Below are 22,904 nucleotides of genomic sequence, written 5' to 3'. Positions count from 1 at the left end.
AAATACCCAGCATTAGCAACTTCGCTAGTGCTGGGTATTCTTTATCTTATTAAATTTACCGACTTAACTTCCGCATTCCAGGGAGTAGTGACATGACAACAAAGCTCAGAATGTAAAGGGCGGATAAGCAACCCATGGTAACAGCAAGGGTGTAGTGGTCCATCAGGAGACCAATGACTACTGAGGAGAAGCCACCAATGGCCCGGCCGACATTCATAATGATACTGTTAGCAGTTGACCGAATTTCCGTTGGGTAGAGGCGGGAAATGACCGCACCATAACCACCGAACATACCGTTAGAGAAGAAACCAATTAAGGCCCCGGCCAGTACTAAGGCAACCGCACTCTTGACCATCAAAATGGTGAACATTACTGAGGCGGAACCAATCAGGAAGATCCCAAATGCCCACCGTGGGCCGAAGTTATCCATGATGGTGCCGAAGACCATCATTCCGATACTCATTCCAATAATTGTTGCAATCATCCAGATGGAAGAGCCAGAAACTGACAAGCCTTGTTGCTTTTGGACAATGGAAGGTAACCAGTTCATCAAACCAAAGTAGCCGGCAATCTGGACAATGGTCATGATCATTAAACCGAGGGTTTGGATGGCTAAACCGGGGGTCGCAAACAGGCGACTAACCGCAATCTTTTCGTGGGTTTCAATTGCCTTCTTGTGGGCCGACAGGAATTCTTGACTTTCGTTCACGTGACGACGAATGAAGTAGGTCAGAATAACTGGAATGACCCCGAGTAAGAAGAGGGCGTTCCACCCGAATGCTGGGATAATGTAGGCCGCCATGACTGCGGCAAAGATTGCTCCAACTTGACCACCAATCGCAGCGACGGATGTTAACCGACCAATCATGTGTGGTTGGAAATTTTCCGCGATCAGGGCAATGCCGACACCGTATTCACCACCAGCACCGATCCCGGCAAGAAACCGTAGTGTGTAGATCATTGGTAAGGTGTGGGCAAAGAACATCGCCGCGGTGGCAAAGGCAAAAATAAAGATCGTGTAAGAGAATGTCTTTACACGACCCAGCCGGTCACCGACAAGGCCGAAAATTGCTCCCCCTGCAAGCATTCCCAAATTAGTGATGGAACCAATCCATCCCGCAGCTGCACTCGAGATGTGCAAACTGGCAATGATTGGTGCTAAAGCAAACGACAGGAACATGATGTCCATGTTTTCCAGTGAGAAACCCGCGGCCGTTGAGGCCATGACCCACTTCTGGTTCTTTGTCATTGGTTCCGCAAGATGCGTACTTGTCTGTTGCATATTCAATTAACCTCCAAAATGATGCTCTCTGACATCGATTATTTTGCGATAGGCGCTTTCGCTTACTTGCATTTGATTATACACATCGTCTTTTAAATTGCAAATAATAATTAGCACCAAAAAAGAGACCGAGCACAACCCCAGTCTCCAAAGTAGAAGTATGTTAGCGAAAGTAATTTGCAAAATCACCTTCAGCTTTATTATAACAATTTTAGTAGAATAATTCATATAACAAATAAAAATATAAATCAAAAGTAATAAAATGATTGATAATAAAATTAATACACTTATAATAATGAATATAAAATTATTTTACGGAGAGATTGCATATTTCGCTTGTCTAACGTTATTAGTTAATGTACAATTTAGACACTCAAAGCTCACTAGGGGGGAAAGAAAGATGGCAGAACGCACATTCACGGGGGACCAATTATCTGCCTTTGATGGTAAGGATGGTCATCCAGCATACGTTGCCTGCAACGGTATCGTTTATGATGTATCTAGCGTCCCTAACTGGAAGGGTGGCCACCACCATGGTAATCTTGCTGGTCACGATATTACTCCAGCTATGAAACGGAGCATTCACGGTGATTCAGTTTTAAAGGACTTGCCAGTCGTTGGTAAGTACATCGGGGAACCAGAAGAATAGTTAATGTCAAATGAATAATAATATAAAAAGGGATGAATCAATGTTGGTTCATCCCTTTTTGTGTTAGATAGCGAGTTTAAAGTATTTTTGTAAGTACTTTGCCAAGCCATTATGGTCATTATCAAATTCCGTGACATCGTCAGCTAATTGCTTAATGGCGGGGATTGCATTGCGCATTGCCACCCCGAGGCCCGCCGCATCGATCATTTCTCGATCATTGTGTTCATCACCAAAGGCAATGATATGACTCTTGCTGATCCCGTATTGCTTAGCAAGGTAATACATCCCCGCTTCCTTATGGGTCCCCCGGTGAATCAACTCGAGAACATTATATGGGCCACCCCAAATACTTGGTTCCACGAAATCACCATAACGTTCGTTAACCCGTTTGATAATTTCTTGTTCATGACCGGGTTGGTATTCGATGATGATCGTAATTGGGTCCTCATCGACGTTGCTGGCCTTCAGCCGCTGCTTTGGCGTTAAATGACTGGGCAAGAACTCCGGAACGTCCTTTGTTTCCCGGTTCGCCCAGAATTTGTTTTTACTCTCGAGGGTGATGGTTTCGATTCCTAACTGTTGCCGATGGTTGACCAGGTCAAACGCGAGCTCTTGTGTGAGCTTGATTTCATACTCCTTAGACCACATTTGGTGGGGAATATGGGCCAGTGCACCATTGAAGTTGACCATGGGGGTATGGATGCCAATCTGGTCATAAATATGCTGGGCAATTCGGTAGGGGCGCCCCGTAATAATGCTGACAATGTGACCCTGCTTAGCGGCTGCCCGCAGTGTGCGAATTGTCTCACTAGTCAATTGAGACTGGTTATTAAGGGTCGTCCCGTCTAAGTCAATGGCAATTAAGTGCTGGTCCATCTGCTTCACTTCCTCCACAATGTTGAAAAATTATTATACACTTGCTCGTCTTAAAAGTGAACTCTCAATTTCTGGGCCAGGTATTTAGACCGGCCTCAAAATAAGGTACAATAGATGAAGAATTTTGTACTAAAAAAGAGGATTTTATCTAATGCAACTACCGACTGCGTTCGTTGAAAAATATCGTCAACTATTGGGGGATGAGGCTCCTGCTTTTCTAGCTAGCTTTGACCAACCGAGTTATGCTGGCTTCCGGGTGAACCCGTTAAAACCAGGGGAACCGACGGCCACGATTGACCAAGCATCGGGGAAGGTGCCCTATGTACCGACTGGTTATTACGGGCAGGTCAACGGTAAGTCCCTCGATCATGTCACGGGATGGGTGTATAGTCAAGAACCATCCGCCATGTACGTCGGTGAGATTGTGGATCCCCAGCCGGGTGAGCGGGTCTTGGACTTGTGCGCGGCCCCCGGTGGTAAATCAACGCACCTGATCGGTCTGATGAAAGACCAGGGCCTCTTGGTAGCCAACGAAATTTTCCGTAAACGAGCTAAGGTATTGGCGGAAAACCTTGAACGCTGGGGAACCAAGTCCACTGTGGTCATGAACGAAAGCCCTGATGAATTGGAAAAACAGTTTCCGGCTTTCTTTGATCGGATTTTGATTGACGCCCCGTGTTCGGGTGAGGGGATGTTCCGTAAAGAACCAGCTGGGATCGAATACTGGAACCCGGATTATCCGGCTGAATGCGCGAACCGCCAACGGAAGATCATTGCCTCGGCCATTAAAATGCTGAAGCCGGGCGGGACACTCGTTTATTCGACTTGCACCTTTGCGCCTGAAGAGGATGAACAAAACATCGCCTGGATTCTGGACAATTATCCATCCATGACGATGGCGGAGGTGCAGAAGTATCCGGGGATGGATGACGGTCGTCCAGATTGGGCCAATGGTAATCCAGAATTGACGAAGGCCGTCCGCCTCTTCCCTCATCACATCAAGGGGGAGGGCCACTTCATTGCCAAACTGCAGTACGGTGAAGCAATGACTAATCCCCCTGCACCCGCTAAAAAGAAGCGTCGGCGCAAAAAACGTGGTGGTCATGCCAGCTTGCCGAAGGAGCAGCTGCAGGAATTCAATGCATTGAAAAAGCGCCTGGTTCCTAATTACCAGCCGCACCACCTATTGACCTTTGGCGACCAGTTGTATGACTTGCCAGCTGGGATTGACGACCTCACTGATATGACAGTCATGCGTCCCGGCTTGCACCTGGGGACGTTTAAAAAACGCCGCTTTGAACCCGCATTGGCGTGGGCCCTGGCCCTGGATCCTGATGAAGTGGGCCAGAAGATTGTATTAACTCAGGACCAATGGCGGCAATATGTTCACGGCGACACTGTCCAGACTAACAATGACTTGCCGAATGGTTGGTACCTGCTAGTTTGTGACCGGCATACGTGTGGATTTGGAAAGTTAGTCAACGGCACAATTAAGAATTTCTATCCAAAAGGCTTGCGTTTTTAGGAGGAATAATCAATGAAAGAAAAGAATGCGTTTCATGTTAATGGTTACTTGGGACTGCTTGTCGCCATCATTGGTGGCTTGGCTGGTCTGTGGTTAGCATATACTGGCTTTCGCCATGGCTCATTGGGGATGCTGATTAGCGGGGTGGTCCTGATTGCCCTCGTTTTGATCTTGATGACCAGTTTGACAATTATCCAGCCAAATGAGGCGAAAGCCTTAACCTTCTTCGGTAACTATATTGGTACGATTCGTGACGCCGGCCTGTTTATGACCGTCCCATTCACGGATAAGGAACCAGTTTCATTGCGGGTACGGAACTTCAACAGTCAGATCCTGAAGGTGAATGATCTGAAGGGGAATCCAGTGGAAATTGCTGCGGTGATTGTCTTCAAGGTGGTCGACACCTCTAAAGCACTATTTGCGGTTGATGACTACGAGCAATTCGTTCAGATTCAATCTGAATCCGCCATCCGCCATGTAGCAAGTGAATATCCATATGATACTTTTGAAAATGAGAATGCCCTGACCCTGCGTTCGAACCCGACGGAGGTTTCCGATCGTTTAACCGCCGAGCTGCAAGAACGGTTGAATGTCGCTGGGGTCAAGATTATTGAAACACGGTTGACCCACTTGGCCTACGCCACGGAAATTGCTTCCGCAATGCTCCAGAAGCAACAATCCGTTGCCATCCTGTCTGCCCGGAAGATTATTGTTGAAGGGGCGGTTTCCATCACGGAAGACGCGATTGACCGACTTGCCAAGGAAGCTAACCTGGACCTAAATGATGAACAAAGATTGCAGATCATCAATAACATCATGGTAGCCATCATTTCCGAGCGGGGCACTCAACCGGTAATCAACACCGGAACAAATCAATAGTGGGGTCTGGTAACTAATGATTTATCTTTCGATTTTAATGGCGGAACGGGTCGGGATTGTCATTATCTTGGCCTTCCTGTTAGTTAACATTCCTGCTTTCCGCCGCCTGCTGTTTGCCAAAACCTTTGCTGCCCGCCTGCAGCTCGTCATCATTTTTGCGCTATTTGCTATTTTGGCGAACATCACTGGGATTGAGATTGACCCGACTAATGACCTCCATGATAAAGTTTTATTAACCGCCGTTAACCACAATGATTCAATCGTTAATGCTCGTATTTTGGCCGTCACCATGGCCGGCATTATTGGTGGTCCCTGGGTAGGCGGATCGGTTGGTTTAATCGCGGGTCTGCACCGGGTGATGCAGGGTGGCTTTGCCAGTCAAGCTTGGTTCTACATTCCGAGTTCAGCGTTGATTGGCTTGTTGTCCGGATACCTATATAAGGATAAGAACAGTTCATTTACGGGGATGACGCCGAAGCGCGGTTTCATCGTCGGCTTGTCCATGGAAACGATCCAGATGATTTTTGTCTTCCTATTTAGTCCGACTGGTTGGCGGCTAGTTTCTTTTATCGCTTTGCCAATGATTATTATTTCGTCGATCGGGACATCGATCTTTATCTCCGTAATCACGATGTACTTGCGACAGGAAGAGGAAACGCGGGCGACCCAGACGCACTCGGTTTTGCAGTTGACTAACGAAACGTTACCGTACTTCCGGAATGGCCTGAACCGCCAGTCCGCTGAAAAAGTGGTCAAAATTATTAAAGCCCACACCAACTTTGATGCCATCAGTATCACTAACCGGCACATCATTTTAGCCCATGTCGGTGCCGGGAGTGACCACCACATTGCGGGAGAAACAATGGTCACTAATTTATCGGAATCGGTGATTCATAGCGGCCAGGTCCGCGTGGCCAAAAATGCGGAAGAGATTGGCTGTTCCCATGTCAACTGTCCTCTACAGGCCGCCATTGTCGTCCCCTTGCGGATCGGCAACAAGGTCGCGGGGACGTTAAAGATGTACTACACCGATAGCTGGCGGTTGACCCCGGTCGAGATTCAACTGGCCACCGGGTTAGGAGAAATCTTTGCTAACCAGATTGCCCTCGGAGAAGCTGAAATGCAAGCTAAGTTAGTCCGGGATGCCGAAATTAAGTCATTGCAGGCGCAGGTTAACCCGCATTTCTTCTTTAATGCCATTAACACGATTAGTGCGATGATGCGGCGGGATGCGGATAAAGCTCGCCAGTTGTTGTTGCAACTATCGACCTACTTCCGCGCCAACTTGATTGGGGCCCGAGCTACCAAGATCACCCTGGCGCAGGAACGGGATCACGTCAATGCCTACCTATCATTAGAACAGACCCGTTTTCCTGATAAGTATGAGGTCCACTTCAATAGTGAGGTTAATAATGATGTTCTTTTGCCGCCATTTACAATCCAGGTGCTTGTTGAAAATGCCATCAAGCATGCATTTGGAAATCGTAAATCAGGCAACAAGGTTTTGATCAATATTTGGCGCCAAAACAACCGTCTGATTTTACAAGTTGCTGATAACGGTTGTGGAATTCCAGCATCGTTATTGCCCAAGCTTGGGCAGGAAGTGGTGCCATCTGAACACGGGAGTGGCACCGCTTTGCAAAATCTCAACCAGCGATTGACCGGATTGTATGATCAACAGAGTCACTTGCAATTTGATACGGGAAAGAATGGAACGAAAGTCACTATTTCATTACCACTGCAAACTAAGGGAGGAACAGGCAATGAAAGTCTTAATCGTGGATGATGAACCGTTAGCACGGGACGAATTACATTACCTGCTGGAGCAAAACAAGCAGGTCGATGCGATCAATGAAGCTGACGGGGTTATGCAAGCTAAAGAAGCAATTAATAAGAATCACCCTGACTTGGTCTTTTTGGATATTCAGCTGGGGGATGGTAGTGGGATGACCTTTGCCAAGCAGTTGAAGAAACAACCGGACTGTCCCTATATTGTCTTCGCAACGGCTTATGACCAGTATGCCCTCGATGCTTTTGAAGCTAATGCCGTTGACTATGTTTTGAAGCCGTTTGAACAGGACCGGATCAATGAAACGATCGAGCGGGTTGCTAAATTGAATTCGGCTGTCCACCCGGCTGAAACGATTGCTAATCAGCAACAGAAGAATCCGCGAATGTCGATTACTTCTGATGAGCGGACAATTGTTTTGCAGAAGCGGAACATCCTCTACATCCAGGCCGAGAATGGCAGCATCCACATCCATACAACGGAGCGCCAGTTTACCAGTAAGCAGACCCTGCGTTCCCTGATTAACCAACTGGATCCGCAACGCTTCATTCGCGTTCACCGGAGTTTCGTGGTCAATTTGAATAAGGTAAAGGAACTTCAGCCAAGTTTTAACCACACCTACGAATTAACCCTGGAAGGCGGTATTAAGGTCCCTGTTAGTCGGTCCTACGTTAATGCCACTAAGCAAGCGTTAGGAATGTAAAAAATCACACAATGCTGAGCAAGTCATTGCTCAGCATTTTTTATTTGGTTGGTACTACCCAATTAAGGGAAAAGGGTTGATATATAAGTATTTTTAGCTACTTGACTGAGTGGTGTTCTATTACAGGAATGTTAATTGTGTTTATTATTTAACAAACTATAGGGCATTTCACGACGCCTATAGGGCATTTCATTTCAAAAAAAGGTCATTCGACTGTGAAATTTAACACATTCTTAAAAAGAGGAGTACATTAGATAACGAAGGCGATACCAGGATTCTGGTATCAATTCCAAATTTTTTTAATTCTCTAGGGAGGGAATAACTTATGGGAAAGGACAATAAACAAAAAGATTCAAACATTTATGTACAAATGGGAATCTTTGCAGCTATTTTATTTGTTTCTCAATTGATTTCTGATCTTTTTCCAAAGAGCTTCGTCGTACCAACTTCTTTGATTGCGATGGTTCTGCTCTACATTCTGTTGGCTTGTCACATTGTTAAGCTTCACCAAGTTGCTAAATTTGGTGACTTCATGATCGGCTTGATTGCATTCCTGTTCGTTCCATCAGGTATCCAATTGGCTGCCCACTTGGACATCATGAAGAAGGAAGGACTTCAAGATGTTATTGTAATTATCATCTCAACAATCATCCTTCTTGTTGTCATTGCTTACGTTGGTGCTTTGGTCATGGGTATTCACCACAAGATCACTGGTACCAAGGATGAAGACTAGGGGAGGCAATTAAATTATGGCTAATACGATTGTTACAAATCTAGCACTACCATTCACTGGTATTTTTATTTCATTAATCGTTTACTTAATAGGTATGTGGTTAACTAAGATTAGTAATGGTTTCTTCCTTTTCAACCCATTACTGGTTGGTATGATTTTAGGTATTGTTATCTTAGCTATCTGGGCTAAGTGCACCGGTTCTACGACCGCTGTCGTTTACAAGACTTACTACCTTCCTGGTGGTAACATGATTTTCTGGTTCTTGAACCCAGCTACCATGGCCTTCGCTATTCCTCTGTACCGTGTTAACGACGTGTTCAAGAAGTACTGGTTCGATATTATTGTTATCATGTTCGTCGGTGGATTTGTTTCACTCTTCTTGATTCAATTAGTATCTAAGCTCTTCGGTCTGTCAGCTGCTTCAACTGCTTCAATGTTGCCACAAGCTGCTACGACCGCCGTTGCTATGCCAATTGCTGCCGGTGTTCACGGTGTTCCTGCCGTTACTGCTATGGCATGTATTCTTAACGCCGTTGTTATTTACGCCTTGGCTGAATTCCTTATTAAGGTTCTTGGCCTTAAGAAGATGTCAGCTGTTGCCACTGGTTTAGCCCTTGGTTCTGCCGGCCACACCGTTGGTTCTGTTAAGGCTCTTTCACTTGGTGAAGTTCAAGGTGCTATGGCTGCCGTTGCCGTTGTTATTGTTTCATTGGCAATGGACATCTTGGTTCCTGTATACGCACACCTGTTCATGTAATTCCGGTTTGATTAAGGAGAACTGAAGTTATGTCTAAGAATCATCAAAAAGTTGTCCTTGTTGGTGACGGTCAAGTTGGTTCTGCTTATGCTTATGCCTTGGTTCAACAAGGTTTAGCTGAAGAATTAGCGATTGTCAACTTAAGCAAGGATCATGCTGAAGGTGACGCCATGGACCTTGAAGACGCAACTGTCTTCACCGCTCCAAAGGGTGTTTACCAAGCTGACTACGACGCTTGTGCAGATGCAGACTTAGTTGTTATCTGTGCTGGTGCTGCCCAAAAGCCTGGCGAAACTCGTCTGGACTTAGTAGGTAAGAACCTTGAAATCATGAAGCAAATTACCAAGAGTATTATGTCGAGTGGTTTCAATGGCATTATCGTAGTTGCTGCAAACCCAGTTGATATCTTGACCTACGCTGTGCAAAAGATTTCTGGTTTGCCAGCTAACCAAGTTATTTCATCTGGTACTTCACTTGACTCAGCTCGTTTGCGGGTTGCTTTAGCTAAGAAGCTCGGTGTTAGCCCATTAGATATCTCTGCTAATGTGATGGCTGAACACGGTGATTCTGAATTTGCTGCTTATTCAAGTGCTACTGTTGGTGGCCGTCCATTATTGGAAGTTGCTGACGAACTTGGGATTAGCAATGATGAATTGCTGAAGATTGAAGATGACGTGCGTCACAAGGCTTACGAAATCATTAATCGGAAGGGCTTCACTGCTTATGGTGTTGCTACCTGCTTAATGCGGATTTCTCGTGCTATTCTGCGTGATGAAAATGCGGTATTGCCTGTAGGTGCTTACATGGACGGCGAATACGGTATTAAGGATAACTACCTGGGTACTCCAGCAGTTATCAATGCATCCGGAATTGCTAAGGTAATCGAAGTTCCGTTAAATGAACGTGAATCCAAGGCAATGGCTGATTCAGCTGCTGCTTTGAAGAAGGTTGCTACTGACGGTATGACTAAGGTTGGCTTAGTTAACTACCTTTGGAAGTAATCATAAATAAGAAAGACGTTGCGGTTTACCGCAGCGCCTTTTTTTGGCTCTTCGCCAACTGGTGTTGATAGCTGAGAATTCAGCTTTATCGTCTTTATGTCAAATACTGTTGATTTATTTGGTTATTTTAAGACTAGTGATGGGCAGACTTATTACATCAAGTTTGTGTTTACTGAGAATAACCAAAAAGTGGTATTTATCAGTTTTCATCTTGATTATTAAAGGAGGAGGTTTATATGGCTTACCAAAAGAACTTTACAACTACTTATACCATTAACGGGCATGAGTATACGGTAACGGCGCCAGCTCTTTTTGACAGTAATACCAATGAACTGATTCCAGATAAGAAACTGGATGATCAAGCTGCAGAAATAGCTCGTCAACAATATCGTGATGAAATGGGACTATTGTCACCTAAAGATTTAAAACAATACCGTGCTAAAGTTGGGCTATCTCAACGCAATTTAGCTGAACTAACTGGATTAAGTCCAAACACTATTGCACTTTACGAAGCGGGTGCATTTCCTACTAAAGCCAATAATAGAATGCTAAAATCACTCATTATTAATGATAATGTGCTTCAACAATATATTACTAATGACAAGAATAACTACTCCGATGAATTAGTTTCGAAGGTTAACTCTTATCTCAGTAAGGGTAACGATATTATTGAATCGCAAAAGAGCAGCCTAAGTTTATGGCTGTACAGTTAGCTAATTGGCTACGAGTTGAGAATTATTTTGAAAGAGAAGGAGATTTAAACATTGACCCGTTAACGCAAATGAAGGTCATCAAACTTCTTTACATTGCGTATGGGAGATTTTTAGCAGCAACTGGAAATAAGTTATTTTCTTCAACAATCGTTCACTTTCAATATGGCCCATTGATAACGGAAGTACATGATAAATTTAATGGTAAAAGTGTACTTGATATTGATAAGCCAGATAAAGAAGCAATGGATGACTATAATTTGGTTTCACAAGATGGTGAGATTGCAGATCTGTTAAGTAAAGTGAATGAAGATTACATTAACTACAATGCTGCTCGACTAAGTAAGCAAACTCATCAGCCAGGTTCACCATGGGATTTAACCCCAGATCGGCAAGTAATTAAGGATCAATTGATTTTTGATACATTTAAGCGTGGAATAGAAGAATAAAATATTGTGGAACATTTCTGACTTGAAGTGTTCCTTTTTTCGTTTAAATCCATTTACGAGTGTGGCTACTTGCGGTACAATTCAACCTATCCATGTAATGATGGGGGATTAAAAGATGAAAAAGTTAGTGTTGGTGATGATGGTTTGTTTAAGTGTTGTCTGCTTTGTTGTCCCGGAGGCGAACGCAAGCCAAATGCCTAATCATTACCAACGACAACAACTTCAACGGACCTTGGTCCATTCCAAGGCCAACGTGGTCTTACTGGTGAATGGTCAAACGAAACGGCAACCGTTAGTGCTAACCAATGCCACCGTTAATCCAAAATCAGCGCAGCACTTGACTGCCGACCGGCTGTTTCCGATTGGCTCTACGCAGAAGTGGCTGACCGGGTTAATGGTGTTACGGACTATTAAAGGTGGGCACTTAAGTCTGAATACCACCCTTAACCACTATTATCCGCAAGTCAATGACAGTAACCAGATTACCATTTGGCGTTTGCTGACCCATACTTCTGGGTTGGCCGACCAGGGACGATTTGCGCAACAAGTTCTTACTAATCAACAACAACAGGAATCGTATTCTTTGTCCCATTATCAATCCACCGGTGGGACTGGTTGGCAGTATGCTAGCATCAACTATGTTTTGCTGGCTGGGATCCTGTCAAAAATTAACCATCGTCCTTATCGTGAGCTATTAATTCAGGAACTTGCGCGGCCAGCTCACCTTCATGATCTGAAGTTTTATTACCAAATTCGCAATGCGCAGATGGTTCCTTCCTCATTACTGTTGACGGGGGACCAAAATAATGACTGGCAACACCTGCAGAGTCAGCTATCAACAACCCTCGGCGCTGGAGACCTGTTAATGACACCACGCAATTATTGGCAGTTGCTGAATTATTCACTGGATCATTACCGGCCGGAATTTCGGCAGATTGTTCGTACGAAAGTTAATACACCTAGTCACTACTTTGCCGGCTTTTATGTCAATGGTCCGCTGTTACATGATAACGGCACGGTGGATGGCTATACCTGTGTCGTCTACACCAACCGCTACCGCTCACTAATGCTTTTCTCAAATAGTCTATCCAGTCAACAGACTGACCAACTTGCTGGCCAGCTTGCCCAAATCTATTTCAACCAGAAGTAAAAATAAACAGGAAAGAGTTGCATTGCAATTCCTTCCTGTTTTTTGTTTATAGGATTGTCTTTAATTCACGTAGTGCGTGAAACTCAAAGGTTGGTTTCAACCGGGTGGTGTTGCGCTTGGCATCAGGATTAAACCAGGCCGTATCCAGGTGCGCATTCACGCCGCCTTGGATATCCGACGATAATGAGTCACCAATCATGACGGTGTTTGCTGGATTACCGTCAATTTTGTCTAAGACAATGTCGAACATTTGCTTGCTCGGCTTTTGCGCACCGACAATTTCTGAGATAAAAACACCGTCAAAGTACTGTCGTAAGTGGGCATCCTTCATTCGTGCCCGTTGAACGCGGGCTTGTCCGTTGGTGACTGCATAAATCGCGTAGCCCTTCTTCTTCAGATAGGGCATGATGGTCCGGGTTCCGGGAATTAGCTGGTGGTTGCCTGCCAGGAGGTCTAGGTAGTGTTCGATCACTTGCCGACCATCAACTTTCAACTGGTGGTAGACTTTGAAATAATCACCGAAGAGGTGGACTTGCATGGCTTGCCAGTCCAGCTCGCCACGCTCATACCGTTGCCACATTTTTACGTTATAGTCCTGGAAAGTTCGTTTAACTTCGGGTGTCAGTTGCAGGTCATATTCCGCAAAGAGGGTGCGGAGAGAATGATCTTCGGCCGCCCCATAATCTAGCAAAGTATCATCGAGGTCAAATAACAGGTTTTGGTAACGGGTCATTTTCCTTCCTCCCTAGATTAGATGCCGTTGCAGCGCATATTCGTATGTCGCTCCGTGAAGAACGAATGGCTTGCGTGACAAGTCCGTAAAGGATGAACAGCCGAGAAGGGCGAGCAGGCGGGGCAGTTCAACTTCCCAGCGGCTGATCTCATCATCTAAGGCGTCAATGCCCTGGTGTTGCAAGATGTTCAAGAAGTAACCAGCGACACCCACTGCTTGGGCGCCAAGTACACCGCTCTTAACGACGTCTAACGGCGAGCAAACGCCACCAGAGGAAATAATCGTGGTGGAATTAGAACGGCCTTGCCGGGCTTCCAGGAGGGACTCAGGGGTTGTTTGGCCCCAATCCAGTAATTCGTGAAGGTCCTCGTGGCGATTACGCCGGTTTTCGATATTGGCAAAGTTTGTCCCCCCACGACCGGAAACATTAATCAGCGTTACCCCCATGTCAGTTAGCGCCTGGATTGCTTCTTTCGACATACCGAATCCGACCTCTTTCACGATCACTGGCACATCTAATGCCCGTGTTAGTTGACTAATATTGATTAGCCAGTGGAAGTTGCGGTCGCCATCCGCCATGGTCAATTCCTGGACGGCGTTGACATGCAATTCCAGAGCGTCAGCATTTAGGGCATCAATTGCTGCTTGGGCCTGTTTGCGGGTTGCGGAAGCACTGAGGTTGGCAAATACCAAACCATCGGGATCTTCTCGCCGGACAACTTTAAATGAGTCTGCGGTTGCCGGATCCTTAATCATGATGCTAGCCGACCCCGTGGCCATTGCCAGGTGGTGTTTAGCAGCCACCTGGGCTAGTTTTTGGTTGATTTGGGCAGATTGTTTGCTGCCGCCAGTCATCGCTTCGATGTAGAAGGGCTGTTCAAGGGTTAATGGTCCTAATTGAACAGTGGTTGATACATCGGCCAGGTTAATCTCTGGCAGGGGATTATGCACTAGTTGCACGTCATCAAAGGGGTGCGTCTCATGATTTTTTGCATACAATTTAGCTGCGAGTGACAAGTGTTCATTTTTGCGTTGGGCATGTGGTGATTCCATAATAAAAGCCTCCAGTTGCAAAATTGGCGCGTCATGGTAAAAAACGTGACGTGCCAATGATAATTATTAAAAGTGATTTGCTAGGTGTCGTTGAACCTTGGTTTTAACTCTGGTTTTGACTGAATCAATGAAGTGAACGGATAGTGGTAGTTGTTCGATCTTATTAGCCGTCCAGGATTTCAAGACCTGCTTGAAATCGCTGTGGCGGTCGATCGCCACGATTCCACAGTCACCGCCACCAGCACCAGATGTCTTAGCAGCGCCGTTAAAGGCTTCCGCAATCTGGCAGAGCTGGTGAAGAGCCTCGGTTTCAATATGGACACCGGACTTGCGTCCAAGTTCCGTGAGTAGTTTACGGTTATAGCGAATTTCTGCCTGAATCTTGGCTAAGTCGGCGTCATGGAAACCATCAACCATCCGGGAGATGCAATGTTTGCTTTCTTCCAAGAAGTGGTGGTATTCGGCCTGTTGCTTAGCCTTGAATAGGGAGATCTTGTCAACTAACTGGGAGGTTGAGGCGGGTTTACCAGTCCAGCCGATCAGCAGTTGCAAGTTCTCCGGTGCTTGTAATGATTCGATCTTTAGGTCTGGCCATGGTAGTTCAACCAAGGTACGCAAGTCGAGGTACTGCCGTTGTTGGGCGAGCCATTGCCGGTCAAATGAGTGGTAGGCAATCCAACCGCCATAAACAGAAGCAGCGACATCACCTAAGGAACCATTACCTTGAACTTCAAAGTGGGCGATTGCCGCTAACTTAAAGATCTCGTCCTTGGTAACGGGCAAGTTGTAGAAACGGCACAATGCCTTGACTGTGGCGACCGTAACAGCGGCTGATGAACCAAGGCCGTACTTCTTACCGCTTTCGCTGTCGAGCTGGCTATCGATATGCAGGTCATATATCCGTAATTCGCGGGCAAAACTCCGTGCGTACTCTTCGGTGACCCGGATGGCAGACAGAATGTAAGAGAATGGGTTATCCCGCTTGTCGACGACCATTTGTTCACCACGCCGGCGCCATTGCAACGTATTGCTATGGTATTGGCGACTAATGATCTGGCCGACTTCGTTCGCACTTTCCTCAATTGAGCACGTCACGAATTGATCTAGTGCAACCAGAATCGCCGGATAACCATTTTCAACTACTGCGTATTCACCGGCAATGTACAACTTACCGGGTGCTTTTTCAGTAATCACTTTTCAAAAACCTCTCAATCAATTAATCATCAATTATTGTAACACCAGGTCCCGGTTGTGAGACGACTAAACGCTCGCGACCAAAGACGGGACTTAATTTATCTAAGATTGCCTGTCGGTCATGCCGGTCGTAAATCACCTTGACATTGGGACCAGCATCCATGGTGTAGTAAGCATTGATCCCACTATCCCGCAACTCATGAACTAAGCGAATTGCAGTTAATGTCTCCGCGTCAAAATATGTATAGGCAGGATCAGAGGACAGTGTTAGTGCATGCATCCGCATGGCGTTTTCTTCGGCAATGTGACCGATTGTTGGAATGTCACGGTCAGCAATTGCTTTTTTCATTGCCTTCATATCATCCACCACAACCTGTCGCCAAGCAGGGTAGTAAGGCGACGTCTCCACGGATGACTGCATGCCGGAACGTGAAGAAACCTTCTTTTTCTTGGTGTTCACGAGAATGGCCAGCATCTCAATTGGAAAATCGACTTGCTCCATGATGGGCTCCGCAAAAGAGGAGAGGTCATCGGTTCCCCGGTGCCATTCTACCAGGCCCCCATAAATTGACCGGGTAGCAGAACCAGATCCGCGTCGGGCTAACCGTGATAATTCACGCCGCGATAATTGTAAGCCGGCTGCTCCGGCTGCAGCAGTGGCTAAGGCCGCAAATGCAGAGGCGGATGAAGCCAGGCCAGCTGCCATCGGCACATGATTAGTAGATTGGACATAGGCGAAGTCATTTTTTCCGCTCAGCTGGCGCACAATGTCCAAGAAGGCGGTAATTTTTGCCTGCCCCTTGCCGCTGACTGCTTGCCCGTCGATAGTGATCTGATCAGCGGTCAACGATGGGTCAAATTCTACTTTGGTGGTCGCATAGAACTCATTGAGGGTTAAAGACAGGCTGTCGGTTTGCGGGAGCATTAATTGCCGATCGCGCTTTCCCCAATACTTTACTAACGCAATATTTGTATGAGCACGCGCGGTCGTCATGCTTTGCCTGCCTCACTTTCTTCAAGGGGTTGGAGCCAAACCTGTTTGGCACCGTGATTAGTTAAAACGGTCGCAATCTTCCGGGCGTCCAGTGCTGTTTGCGTAATCGCAAACATACAACCGCCGCGACCGCCACCGGTCAGTTTAGCACCGATTGCACCATGTTCACGGGCAACCTGAATTAAATGATCCAATTCGGGGGAACTAACGTTAAGCTCCGCCAGGTCGGCTTGGGCGGCATTTAATGACGTGCCGAGCTTCATCAACTCATTGTTGGTGAGGAACTCCTTGCAGGCCGTACTCAGTTTTCCGAGGTGGTCGATGTGCGCGACCGTTGACTGGTGATTATCCCGCAGTTGTTCTTGCACCGCCTCAATAGCTTCTTTCGTGGCCCCCTTGATTCCCGTATCTGCAATCACCATTGTTCCGGTCAAGTGCATCTGGAAAGGAGTACCTGCTTGTCCCTTGATAAAGAAGAGCGGCTGCTTAGAACTTACCGTTGCGGCATCGAGACCAGAAGGTGACCGGTGGGTGATTTCTTCTTCAATATCAGCTAATTGCAATAGCAGGCCCCGGTCCAGGGCTGCTTCATAGTAATCAAAAAAGGCGCGGACAATGGCGACCGCGGTAGCAGCTGACGATCCCATGCCGCGTTCGGCAGGAAGGTCAGACTCAATTGTCAGATTCCACGGATCATTTTGACCATGAAAACGTTCGATGAGGGCTTGAACTAATTTTTGAACACCGCTCATCTTATCAGGCAGGTCACTAATTGCGCCGGTGAAGTACTCACTAGCAATCGTGTGACCGTTCGTTGCAGGTGTGATGGTGGCGGTCATTTTGACATCCGGTAGTGGGAGGGCAATGGCTGGTTGTCCGTACACGACTGAATGCTCCCCAATTAAAATGATCTTGGCATGACTATGGCCGATGCCTAATTCCTTCACATTCAAAACCTACTTTCTTCAAAAAATTCCATTCTCCATCATATCCTAGTTTGCTGCTTTTGCCAAAGTTTCCCCATTAATTGTTACTATAATTTAATAATTCGGTGGTGTATCATATTAGTAGAATTTTCAGTTAATCATAATGAAACATGGTGATAGTTTGTCAACGAAAACAAATCATCGTCAGTCGAAGAAACGCCAACCACGTGGTCCCATCTATTCGGTGGTTGATCTTGAAACGACTGGCACTAGTGCACGCCGCGGTGATCGGATTATTCAGATTGGGGCGGTTCTTGTTCAGGATGGTAAGATTATTAACCAATTTGAAACGAAAATAAATCCGCGGACAACGATTCCCCGGTCAATTGAACAGCTGACCGGCATTCGTAATGGTGACGTCCGGCATGTCCCATTATTCGAAGATGTGGCTGGGACGATCTACAGTCTCTTATCAGGGACGATCTTTGTCGCCCATAACGTTAACTTTGATTTTCCTTTTTTAAACGGGGAACTCGAGCGGGCTGGTTATCCCGAACTGCCGATCAAGGCGATCGATACGGTAACGATGAGCCAGATCTTGCTGCCCACGGCAAAGAGCTACCGGTTACGAGACTTGACCGCGTCACTCGCCATTGAACACGACCACCCGCACAGCGCGGTTTCAGATGCGGAAGCGACCGCCCACTTATTAATCGACCTTTTGCAAAAGCTGCACCAGTTGCCCACTTTAACCCTGGAAAAACTTGTGCAGTTGAAACTAAAGTTGCCCCAACAAACCAGCCGTATGTTTGAAAAAGAACTGGCGAGTCGCGTTAACCATCCACTGCCATTACGCGATGACTTGTACGTTACGCATGGCATGGTCCTGCATAAGGTCCGGCCAGCTTCGAGTGCAGTTGATACACCTGTGCGTAAGTACCCGGCAACTAAACGTGCCAAGGTTAAATTGTTTGGTGACCAACTCACTTTCCGGCCTACCCAGTCGAAGATGATGAACGCCATTCATAAGAATTACACGAGTGAAGAACCACAGTCGATGATTGTCGAAGCAGGGACCGGAACGGGGAAGACACTTGGCTACTTGTTGCCTTTGGCGTACGCTGCCTACCCAGACAAGAAGATTGTTGTTTCAACGGCGACTAACCTCTTGCAGCAGCAGATTGCCCTGCAGGCGATGCGCCAGCTGGACCAGGTGCTGCCGTTTCCGTTGAATAGTGTTGTGGTGAAGGGAAACCAGCATTATTTAGACCTGGCCAAGTTTGTGCACTCCCTGGCCGTGATTGATGATTCTGAACTCGTTCAACTGTTGAAGGCCCAGATCCTGGTCTGGCTATTGTCCACGACCAGTGGGGATTTGGATGAACTGAACTTAAATATTCACCGGCTATCCTACTTGGCGGAAATTCGTCACCAAGGATTAAAGACGATCAGTGAACGGAATGAATTTTATCAGGATGACTTTCTGGTTCGGCGGGCGAAGCAACTCCATACCGCTAACGTCATCATTACTAACCATGCTTACCTAGTGGACCACGCGGAAGAGCTTGGTGATGGTACCCGGCGCCCATACCTGGTTATTGATGAGGCCCAGCACCTGAGTGAAAGTATCCTCCGCCAGTCACGCCAGACGTTGAACTTCCAACAACTGCGGACAGCGATTCATGTTTTGGGCGGCCTGGTAGCCCACAATGCCGACCGGAACCTGGTTGATATTTTTGATGATGATGCCCTCGGTTCCTACAATGTTGACCTGCTTAGGGATGACCTGCAAGCCGTTACGACTTCATTGGATGCGCTCCAGCAGGCCTTGTATCGCCAGTTCATGATGGACGTGCACACCAATACCAGTACTGAGTTGATTGAGCAACCATTGGATAATAAAGCCTTGTTGGCACTTTTGCAGCCCGATGGCACTGTGATGATGCAGTTGGAGCAGGCATTAGCCAATGTGCGATTGCACTTCTCAGCTTTGCACCACCTGTTTGTCCAGCAGGCGGACCGCTGGCTATTTTCTGACCGTTACCTGATGAGTCAGTTCCAAAGTCAGTGGCAATTATTAGTGAGTGCCGACCATACATTACGCGGCTTCACGACAACACTTGAGCAGCGCGGGGATGCGGCGGCTTTCTGGCTGACCATCCAACAGTCTTCCGAGCGCAGTTCGATGCAATTGTCCGGGGGCCTGCTCGCCGTGAACCACTACCTAACGGAAAATGTTTATCCGTACTTTGCCCAGCCACTGTTTGTCGGTGCAACGCTCTTTACGTCCAGTCGTTCCAACTACCTGTATGACCAACTCGACCTGGACCGGGACCACACCATTCAAAAGCGGTTTACTTCACCATTTGACTATGAACACCGTTCACAATTGTTGGTAGCCCAGGATGCGCCGGTTCCGGGGCGGAGTGACAATGGAAATTACATTCACTACCTGGCGCAGACCATTTATGACCTGACCAAGCATAATCGTTGTCAAACGATGATTCTTTTTAATTCCCTGGTGACGATTGAACAGGTTTATAGTCAGCTGCGTGAAACCGACCTCTTTGACCAGCGCGATATCCTTGCGCAGGGGATTACTGGTCGAAAAGAGAAGCTGCTGAAACAGTTTGCTTCTGGGACGTCTGCTATCCTGCTGGGGGCTTCCAGTTTCTGGGAGGGCATTGACCTTCCGAAGACGGCCCTTGAGATGCTGATTATCACCCGCCTGCCATTTGACGCACCAAATGAAATTATGACGCGGGCCTATAACGGGATGTTGCGTGATCAGGGCAAGAACCCGTTCTACCATGCTTCATTACCAAAAGCGACCATGCGCCTTCAGCAAGGGATTGGGCGGTTGCTACGGACACCGGATGACTTCGGTTGCGCTGTTATCTTAGATTCTAGAATTGCTTCGCGGCGATATGGTCATTCAATGCTCCATAATTTGCCGAAGGGGATGCCAGTCCAGACAGTGCCAACGAAACAAGTAGTGACGAATGCCCAGCGGTTCTTAGACGATTGGAATCATTCGTCAACGGCTGACAAGGGTAAATAGTTTTCCTTTCTCTGCTAATTTTTGGTATAATCAGAAAGATTATTGTTAAAGAAGGGACAGTTACATGCAAAGTCGTCGTGAAATCCAGCGGGAAAACAAACAGCATTCGGCTGGCAAGACCCTTAAACGCCTGCTGTATATTATTATTGCGGTGATCGTGGTCGCAGTGATTGGTTATTTCTTTGCCAACCAACCCCGGGCTAATGCGCGGCGGCAGACCGTCAACATTGCCAAAAAATATGCCCACCTGCATTCTCCCGGCCGGTTCTACATCTATAACCGGGAGAGTACCTATTACACCATCAGTGGTCAGAATAACCAGAATCAACCGATTTTAGTAATTGTTCCGCAGCATGGTGGTGATGTTCGGGTGGTTAAACAAGCAGCTGGCTTAAGCGCCAGTCGGGTTGAACAAATGACCCAGCAACGCCGGTCACCAAAGAAGATTTTGAAAGTGGCGCCGGGGGTCTTTAACGACAAGGTTGTTTGGGAAGTAACTTACCGTAATCACAAGAACCAGCTATGCTACGACTTGATTAATTTCAAGACAGGCAAGTACGTTCAAGAAATTAATAACTTGTAATTTGAAAGAAGAAGACCGGGCGTCAGCTACAGTCTTTTTCTTTTTGAAAAAGGAGGAATGGTGAATGGCAGAAAATGCATTGTTACGCTATCTGCAAGCTGGGCAGACCAGTGTTTCCAACTTGCTGTTGCATCATTATCATGATTTGGGGATGTCAACAGGCCAGTTAATGGTTTATTTAGAATTTAAGTCCTATCTGGATCGCGGAATTCTCGACCCGGACATCCGGAAGATTGCGAAGCACCTCGGGACAGATGATAACCAGGTCTTCAACGTCCTTCACCAAATGACGGTTAAGCAACTGGTTGTCCAGAAGACCCGTCAATTACCGGACGGGAAGGAAGACGCCATCTGGGACTTCACGCCATTGTTGACTAAGCTAGCGGACTTGAACCTTCAAGAAGCTGACCAAGCACGGACCAAAGAGAGTACTAACCAGCGGGTCACGACTTTTAATAAGATTGAAGCGGAGTTTGGTCGCACCATGTCACCCATGGAAATGCAGATCATCAATGACTGGTTAGATAAAGACCATTATCCAGCCGAAATCATTGCCTTAGCCCTCCGGCAAGCAGTTCTGAATTCCGCCTTGAGTCTGCAATATATGGACCGGATTCTCCGTAATTGGCAACGCCAGGGACTGAAATCCGCTCGTGATGTTCAAGAGCACGAACGGCAATTTGAGGAACGGAAGAGCCAGCGGCAGGGGCAGATTACGTCGCCTCAACCAGCAAAGGATGGGCCGAAGATTCCCATTTTCAAAATGAATAACCAGCACTAAATTAGAAAGGGAGCACCTCATGAAAAAGCAAAGTCATAACCCCGTCCTCAAGGGAATTGTCATTGCGGCGATTGCCTCGGTCATGTGGGGGATCTCTGGAACGACTCTCCAGCTGATTTCCCAAAACCTCGCCATTCCAGCAACTTGGATGTTGTCCATGCGGACCTTCTCTGCTGGGATTATCTTACTAGCTATCTCATTCGTCTTCTATGGCAAGAAAACCTTCCACGTTTTTAGCCGTCCTGATACAGCATGGTCAGTGGTTTCGTATGCCATCCTTGGTTTGATGGCTAACTTATTAACTTTCTACTATGCCATTCAAACAGGGAATGCTTCGGCCGCGACCATTCTCCAGTACTTATCACCACTATTCATCGTGATTGGTGGGGTCCTGTTCAAGCACCGGCGACCATTCCGTTCTGACGTGATTGCCTTTATTATTGCGCTTCTTGGGGTTCTCTTCTGTATTACCCGCGGGAACTTTACCCAGTTAGACTTACCGTTAGTTTCATTGTTATGGGGCCTTGGTTCCGGGGTTACAGCCGCATTTTATGTAGTGTTGCCACAACGGGCCGCTGAAGATAACCCACCTGTGGTTGTCCTTGGCTGGGGAACCATGATTGCGGGACTTCTCTTTAACCTCTACCGGCCATTCTGGATAAATCCACCACACATCAGTTGGGTCCTGGTGGCTTCAGTTGCGACGGTGGTCCTGTTTGGAACGATCTTACCATTCGGCCTCTTAATGGAAGCTACCCGTTTTGCACCCTCTGACGTGGTCTCGATCATGGATGCCATGCAATCAATCACAACCTCGATTCTGTCAGTGATTTTCTTCCACCTCCACTTGAATTGGGTGGAAATCATCGGAATTGCCCTGGTTATTATCGCGATCTTCATTCTCCAAGAGGGCCGACGACGCGCGTCATATGATATCCATTATTAAATGAAACAAAAAGCACGATTGAGCGATGATGCCCAGTCGTGCTTTTTAATTTGATACCTTGACAATGTTAAGAGAAGTGTTAAAGTTATACAGATAATTCAAAATGATAAGCGTTTAACAAAAAAGGGGG

At 46.8% G+C, this 22,904-nt stretch carries 20 protein-coding genes and 1 pseudogene; 14 read left to right on the top strand and 7 right to left on the bottom strand.

Features of this window, described 5'->3' with window-relative positions:
* Nucleotides 1-55: 55 nt before the first annotated feature.
* Complete coding sequence (locus FD27_RS06000; RefSeq protein ID WP_057751011.1) at nucleotides 56-1,282, bottom strand: MFS transporter; 1,227 nt, start codon at nucleotides 1,280-1,282, stop codon at nucleotides 56-58.
* A gap of 400 nt (nucleotides 1,283-1,682) precedes the next feature.
* On the opposite strand from FD27_RS06000, the gene FD27_RS05995 reads away from it, so the two are divergent.
* Complete coding sequence (locus FD27_RS05995) at nucleotides 1,683-1,931, top strand: cytochrome b5 domain-containing protein (RefSeq protein WP_057751008.1); 249 nt, start codon at nucleotides 1,683-1,685, stop codon at nucleotides 1,929-1,931.
* A gap of 63 nt (nucleotides 1,932-1,994) precedes the next feature.
* Here FD27_RS05995 and FD27_RS05990 read toward each other — a convergent pair whose 3' ends face one another.
* Complete coding sequence (locus FD27_RS05990) at nucleotides 1,995-2,807, bottom strand: Cof-type HAD-IIB family hydrolase (RefSeq protein WP_057751005.1); 813 nt, start codon at nucleotides 2,805-2,807, stop codon at nucleotides 1,995-1,997.
* 151 nt (nucleotides 2,808-2,958) lie between these two features.
* On the opposite strand from FD27_RS05990, the gene FD27_RS05985 reads away from it, so the two are divergent.
* The 9 genes and pseudogenes from FD27_RS05985 to FD27_RS05945 all read left to right on the top strand — a co-directional run bounded on the left by FD27_RS05985 (nucleotide 2,959) and on the right by FD27_RS05945 (nucleotide 12,503).
* Nucleotides 2,959-4,332 (top strand): RsmB/NOP family class I SAM-dependent RNA methyltransferase, encoded by a 1,374-nt coding sequence (locus FD27_RS05985; protein ID WP_057751003.1) that lies wholly within the window; start codon nucleotides 2,959-2,961, stop codon nucleotides 4,330-4,332.
* Nucleotides 4,333-4,344: 12 nt separating this feature from the next.
* Nucleotides 4,345-5,211, top strand: a complete 867-nt coding sequence (locus tag FD27_RS05980; RefSeq protein ID WP_057750998.1) for an SPFH domain-containing protein — start codon at nucleotides 4,345-4,347, stop codon at nucleotides 5,209-5,211.
* Nucleotides 5,212-5,227: 16 nt separating this feature from the next.
* A complete protein-coding gene (locus FD27_RS05975) occupies nucleotides 5,228-6,997 on the top strand; it encodes a sensor histidine kinase (RefSeq protein WP_057750993.1) in 1,770 nt (589 codons plus the stop codon).
* Entirely contained in the window at nucleotides 6,975-7,703 is a 729-nt protein-coding gene (locus FD27_RS05970) for a LytR/AlgR family response regulator transcription factor (protein WP_057750990.1), read from the top strand. The genes FD27_RS05975 and FD27_RS05970 overlap by 23 nt, the downstream gene beginning before the upstream one ends.
* A gap of 325 nt (nucleotides 7,704-8,028) precedes the next feature.
* Complete coding sequence (locus FD27_RS05965) at nucleotides 8,029-8,436, top strand: CidA/LrgA family protein (RefSeq protein ID WP_057750987.1); 408 nt, start codon at nucleotides 8,029-8,031, stop codon at nucleotides 8,434-8,436.
* A 16-nt stretch (nucleotides 8,437-8,452) separates the two neighbouring features.
* Nucleotides 8,453-9,193, top strand: a complete 741-nt coding sequence (locus FD27_RS05960; protein ID WP_057750984.1) for an LrgB family protein — start codon at nucleotides 8,453-8,455, stop codon at nucleotides 9,191-9,193.
* Between the two features lie 29 nt (nucleotides 9,194-9,222).
* A complete protein-coding gene (locus FD27_RS05955) occupies nucleotides 9,223-10,194 on the top strand; it encodes an L-lactate dehydrogenase (protein ID WP_057750981.1) in 972 nt (323 codons plus the stop codon).
* 236 nt (nucleotides 10,195-10,430) lie between these two features.
* Nucleotides 10,431-11,353: pseudogene (locus tag FD27_RS09030) on the top strand (type II toxin-antitoxin system antitoxin SocA domain-containing protein).
* Between the two features lie 115 nt (nucleotides 11,354-11,468).
* Entirely contained in the window at nucleotides 11,469-12,503 is a 1,035-nt protein-coding gene (locus FD27_RS05945; RefSeq protein ID WP_057750978.1) for a serine hydrolase domain-containing protein, read from the top strand.
* A gap of 46 nt (nucleotides 12,504-12,549) precedes the next feature.
* Here the strand turns inward: FD27_RS05945 and FD27_RS05940 are convergent, their stop codons facing one another.
* The 5 genes from FD27_RS05940 to mvk all read right to left on the bottom strand — a co-directional run bounded on the left by FD27_RS05940 (nucleotide 12,550) and on the right by mvk (nucleotide 17,424).
* Entirely contained in the window at nucleotides 12,550-13,236 is a 687-nt protein-coding gene (locus tag FD27_RS05940; RefSeq protein ID WP_057750975.1) for a YjjG family noncanonical pyrimidine nucleotidase, read from the bottom strand.
* Between the two features lie 12 nt (nucleotides 13,237-13,248).
* A complete protein-coding gene (fni, locus tag FD27_RS05935; protein WP_057752042.1) occupies nucleotides 13,249-14,292 on the bottom strand; it encodes a type 2 isopentenyl-diphosphate Delta-isomerase in 1,044 nt (347 codons plus the stop codon).
* A gap of 63 nt (nucleotides 14,293-14,355) precedes the next feature.
* On the bottom strand, nucleotides 14,356-15,483 hold the full coding sequence (locus FD27_RS05930) for a phosphomevalonate kinase (protein WP_057750971.1): 1,128 nt from the start codon (nucleotides 15,481-15,483) through the stop codon (nucleotides 14,356-14,358).
* Between the two features lie 22 nt (nucleotides 15,484-15,505).
* Nucleotides 15,506-16,477, bottom strand: coding sequence for a diphosphomevalonate decarboxylase (gene mvaD / locus FD27_RS05925; protein WP_057750968.1), 972 nt, complete (start codon nucleotides 16,475-16,477; stop codon nucleotides 15,506-15,508).
* Entirely contained in the window at nucleotides 16,474-17,424 is a 951-nt protein-coding gene (gene mvk, locus FD27_RS05920) for a mevalonate kinase (protein WP_057752039.1), read from the bottom strand. The genes mvaD and mvk overlap by 4 nt, the downstream gene beginning before the upstream one ends.
* Nucleotides 17,425-17,566: 142 nt before the next feature.
* Between mvk and FD27_RS05915 the strand changes: the two genes are divergently transcribed.
* The 4 genes from FD27_RS05915 to FD27_RS05900 all read left to right on the top strand — a co-directional run bounded on the left by FD27_RS05915 (nucleotide 17,567) and on the right by FD27_RS05900 (nucleotide 22,774).
* Nucleotides 17,567-20,464, top strand: coding sequence for a helicase C-terminal domain-containing protein (locus tag FD27_RS05915; protein WP_057750964.1), 2,898 nt, complete (start codon nucleotides 17,567-17,569; stop codon nucleotides 20,462-20,464).
* A 64-nt stretch (nucleotides 20,465-20,528) separates the two neighbouring features.
* Nucleotides 20,529-21,047 carry a cell wall elongation regulator TseB-like domain-containing protein gene (locus FD27_RS05910; RefSeq protein ID WP_057750961.1) on the top strand — a complete coding sequence of 173 codons (519 nt, stop codon included), beginning with the start codon at nucleotides 20,529-20,531 and terminating at the stop codon, nucleotides 21,045-21,047.
* A 64-nt stretch (nucleotides 21,048-21,111) separates the two neighbouring features.
* Nucleotides 21,112-21,828 (top strand): DnaD domain-containing protein, encoded by a 717-nt coding sequence (locus FD27_RS05905; protein WP_057750958.1) that lies wholly within the window; start codon nucleotides 21,112-21,114, stop codon nucleotides 21,826-21,828.
* A gap of 19 nt (nucleotides 21,829-21,847) precedes the next feature.
* Nucleotides 21,848-22,774 carry a DMT family transporter gene (locus tag FD27_RS05900; RefSeq protein WP_057750955.1) on the top strand — a complete coding sequence of 309 codons (927 nt, stop codon included), beginning with the start codon at nucleotides 21,848-21,850 and terminating at the stop codon, nucleotides 22,772-22,774.
* Nucleotides 22,775-22,904: the final 130 nt, after the last annotated feature.

The organism is Limosilactobacillus frumenti DSM 13145 (assembly GCF_001436045.1).
GTDB lineage: Bacteria > Bacillota > Bacilli > Lactobacillales > Lactobacillaceae > Limosilactobacillus > Limosilactobacillus frumenti.
Note: the sequence above shows the minus strand (reverse complement) of the source record. Positions and strands in the feature narration are given on the sequence as shown.

Coding starts and splice junctions, on each gene's coding strand:
- FD27_RS06000 (WP_057751011.1), bottom strand. CDS start 1,282: ATGCAACAGACAAGTACGCATCTTGCGGAACCAATGACAAAGAACCAG.
- FD27_RS05995 (WP_057751008.1), top strand. CDS start 1,683: ATGGCAGAACGCACATTCACGGGGGACCAATTATCTGCCTTTGATGGT.
- FD27_RS05990 (WP_057751005.1), bottom strand. CDS start 2,807: ATGGACCAGCACTTAATTGCCATTGACTTAGACGGGACGACCCTTAAT.
- FD27_RS05985 (WP_057751003.1), top strand. CDS start 2,959: ATGCAACTACCGACTGCGTTCGTTGAAAAATATCGTCAACTATTGGGG.
- FD27_RS05980 (WP_057750998.1), top strand. CDS start 4,345: ATGAAAGAAAAGAATGCGTTTCATGTTAATGGTTACTTGGGACTGCTT.
- FD27_RS05975 (WP_057750993.1), top strand. CDS start 5,228: ATGATTTATCTTTCGATTTTAATGGCGGAACGGGTCGGGATTGTCATT.
- FD27_RS05970 (WP_057750990.1), top strand. CDS start 6,975: ATGAAAGTCTTAATCGTGGATGATGAACCGTTAGCACGGGACGAATTA.
- FD27_RS05965 (WP_057750987.1), top strand. CDS start 8,029: ATGGGAAAGGACAATAAACAAAAAGATTCAAACATTTATGTACAAATG.
- FD27_RS05960 (WP_057750984.1), top strand. CDS start 8,453: ATGGCTAATACGATTGTTACAAATCTAGCACTACCATTCACTGGTATT.
- FD27_RS05955 (WP_057750981.1), top strand. CDS start 9,223: ATGTCTAAGAATCATCAAAAAGTTGTCCTTGTTGGTGACGGTCAAGTT.
- FD27_RS05945 (WP_057750978.1), top strand. CDS start 11,469: ATGAAAAAGTTAGTGTTGGTGATGATGGTTTGTTTAAGTGTTGTCTGC.
- FD27_RS05940 (WP_057750975.1), bottom strand. CDS start 13,236: ATGACCCGTTACCAAAACCTGTTATTTGACCTCGATGATACTTTGCTA.
- mvaD (WP_057750968.1), bottom strand. CDS start 16,477: ATGACGACCGCGCGTGCTCATACAAATATTGCGTTAGTAAAGTATTGG.
- FD27_RS05915 (WP_057750964.1), top strand. CDS start 17,567: ATGAAACATGGTGATAGTTTGTCAACGAAAACAAATCATCGTCAGTCG.
- FD27_RS05910 (WP_057750961.1), top strand. CDS start 20,529: ATGCAAAGTCGTCGTGAAATCCAGCGGGAAAACAAACAGCATTCGGCT.
- FD27_RS05905 (WP_057750958.1), top strand. CDS start 21,112: ATGGCAGAAAATGCATTGTTACGCTATCTGCAAGCTGGGCAGACCAGT.
- FD27_RS05900 (WP_057750955.1), top strand. CDS start 21,848: ATGAAAAAGCAAAGTCATAACCCCGTCCTCAAGGGAATTGTCATTGCG.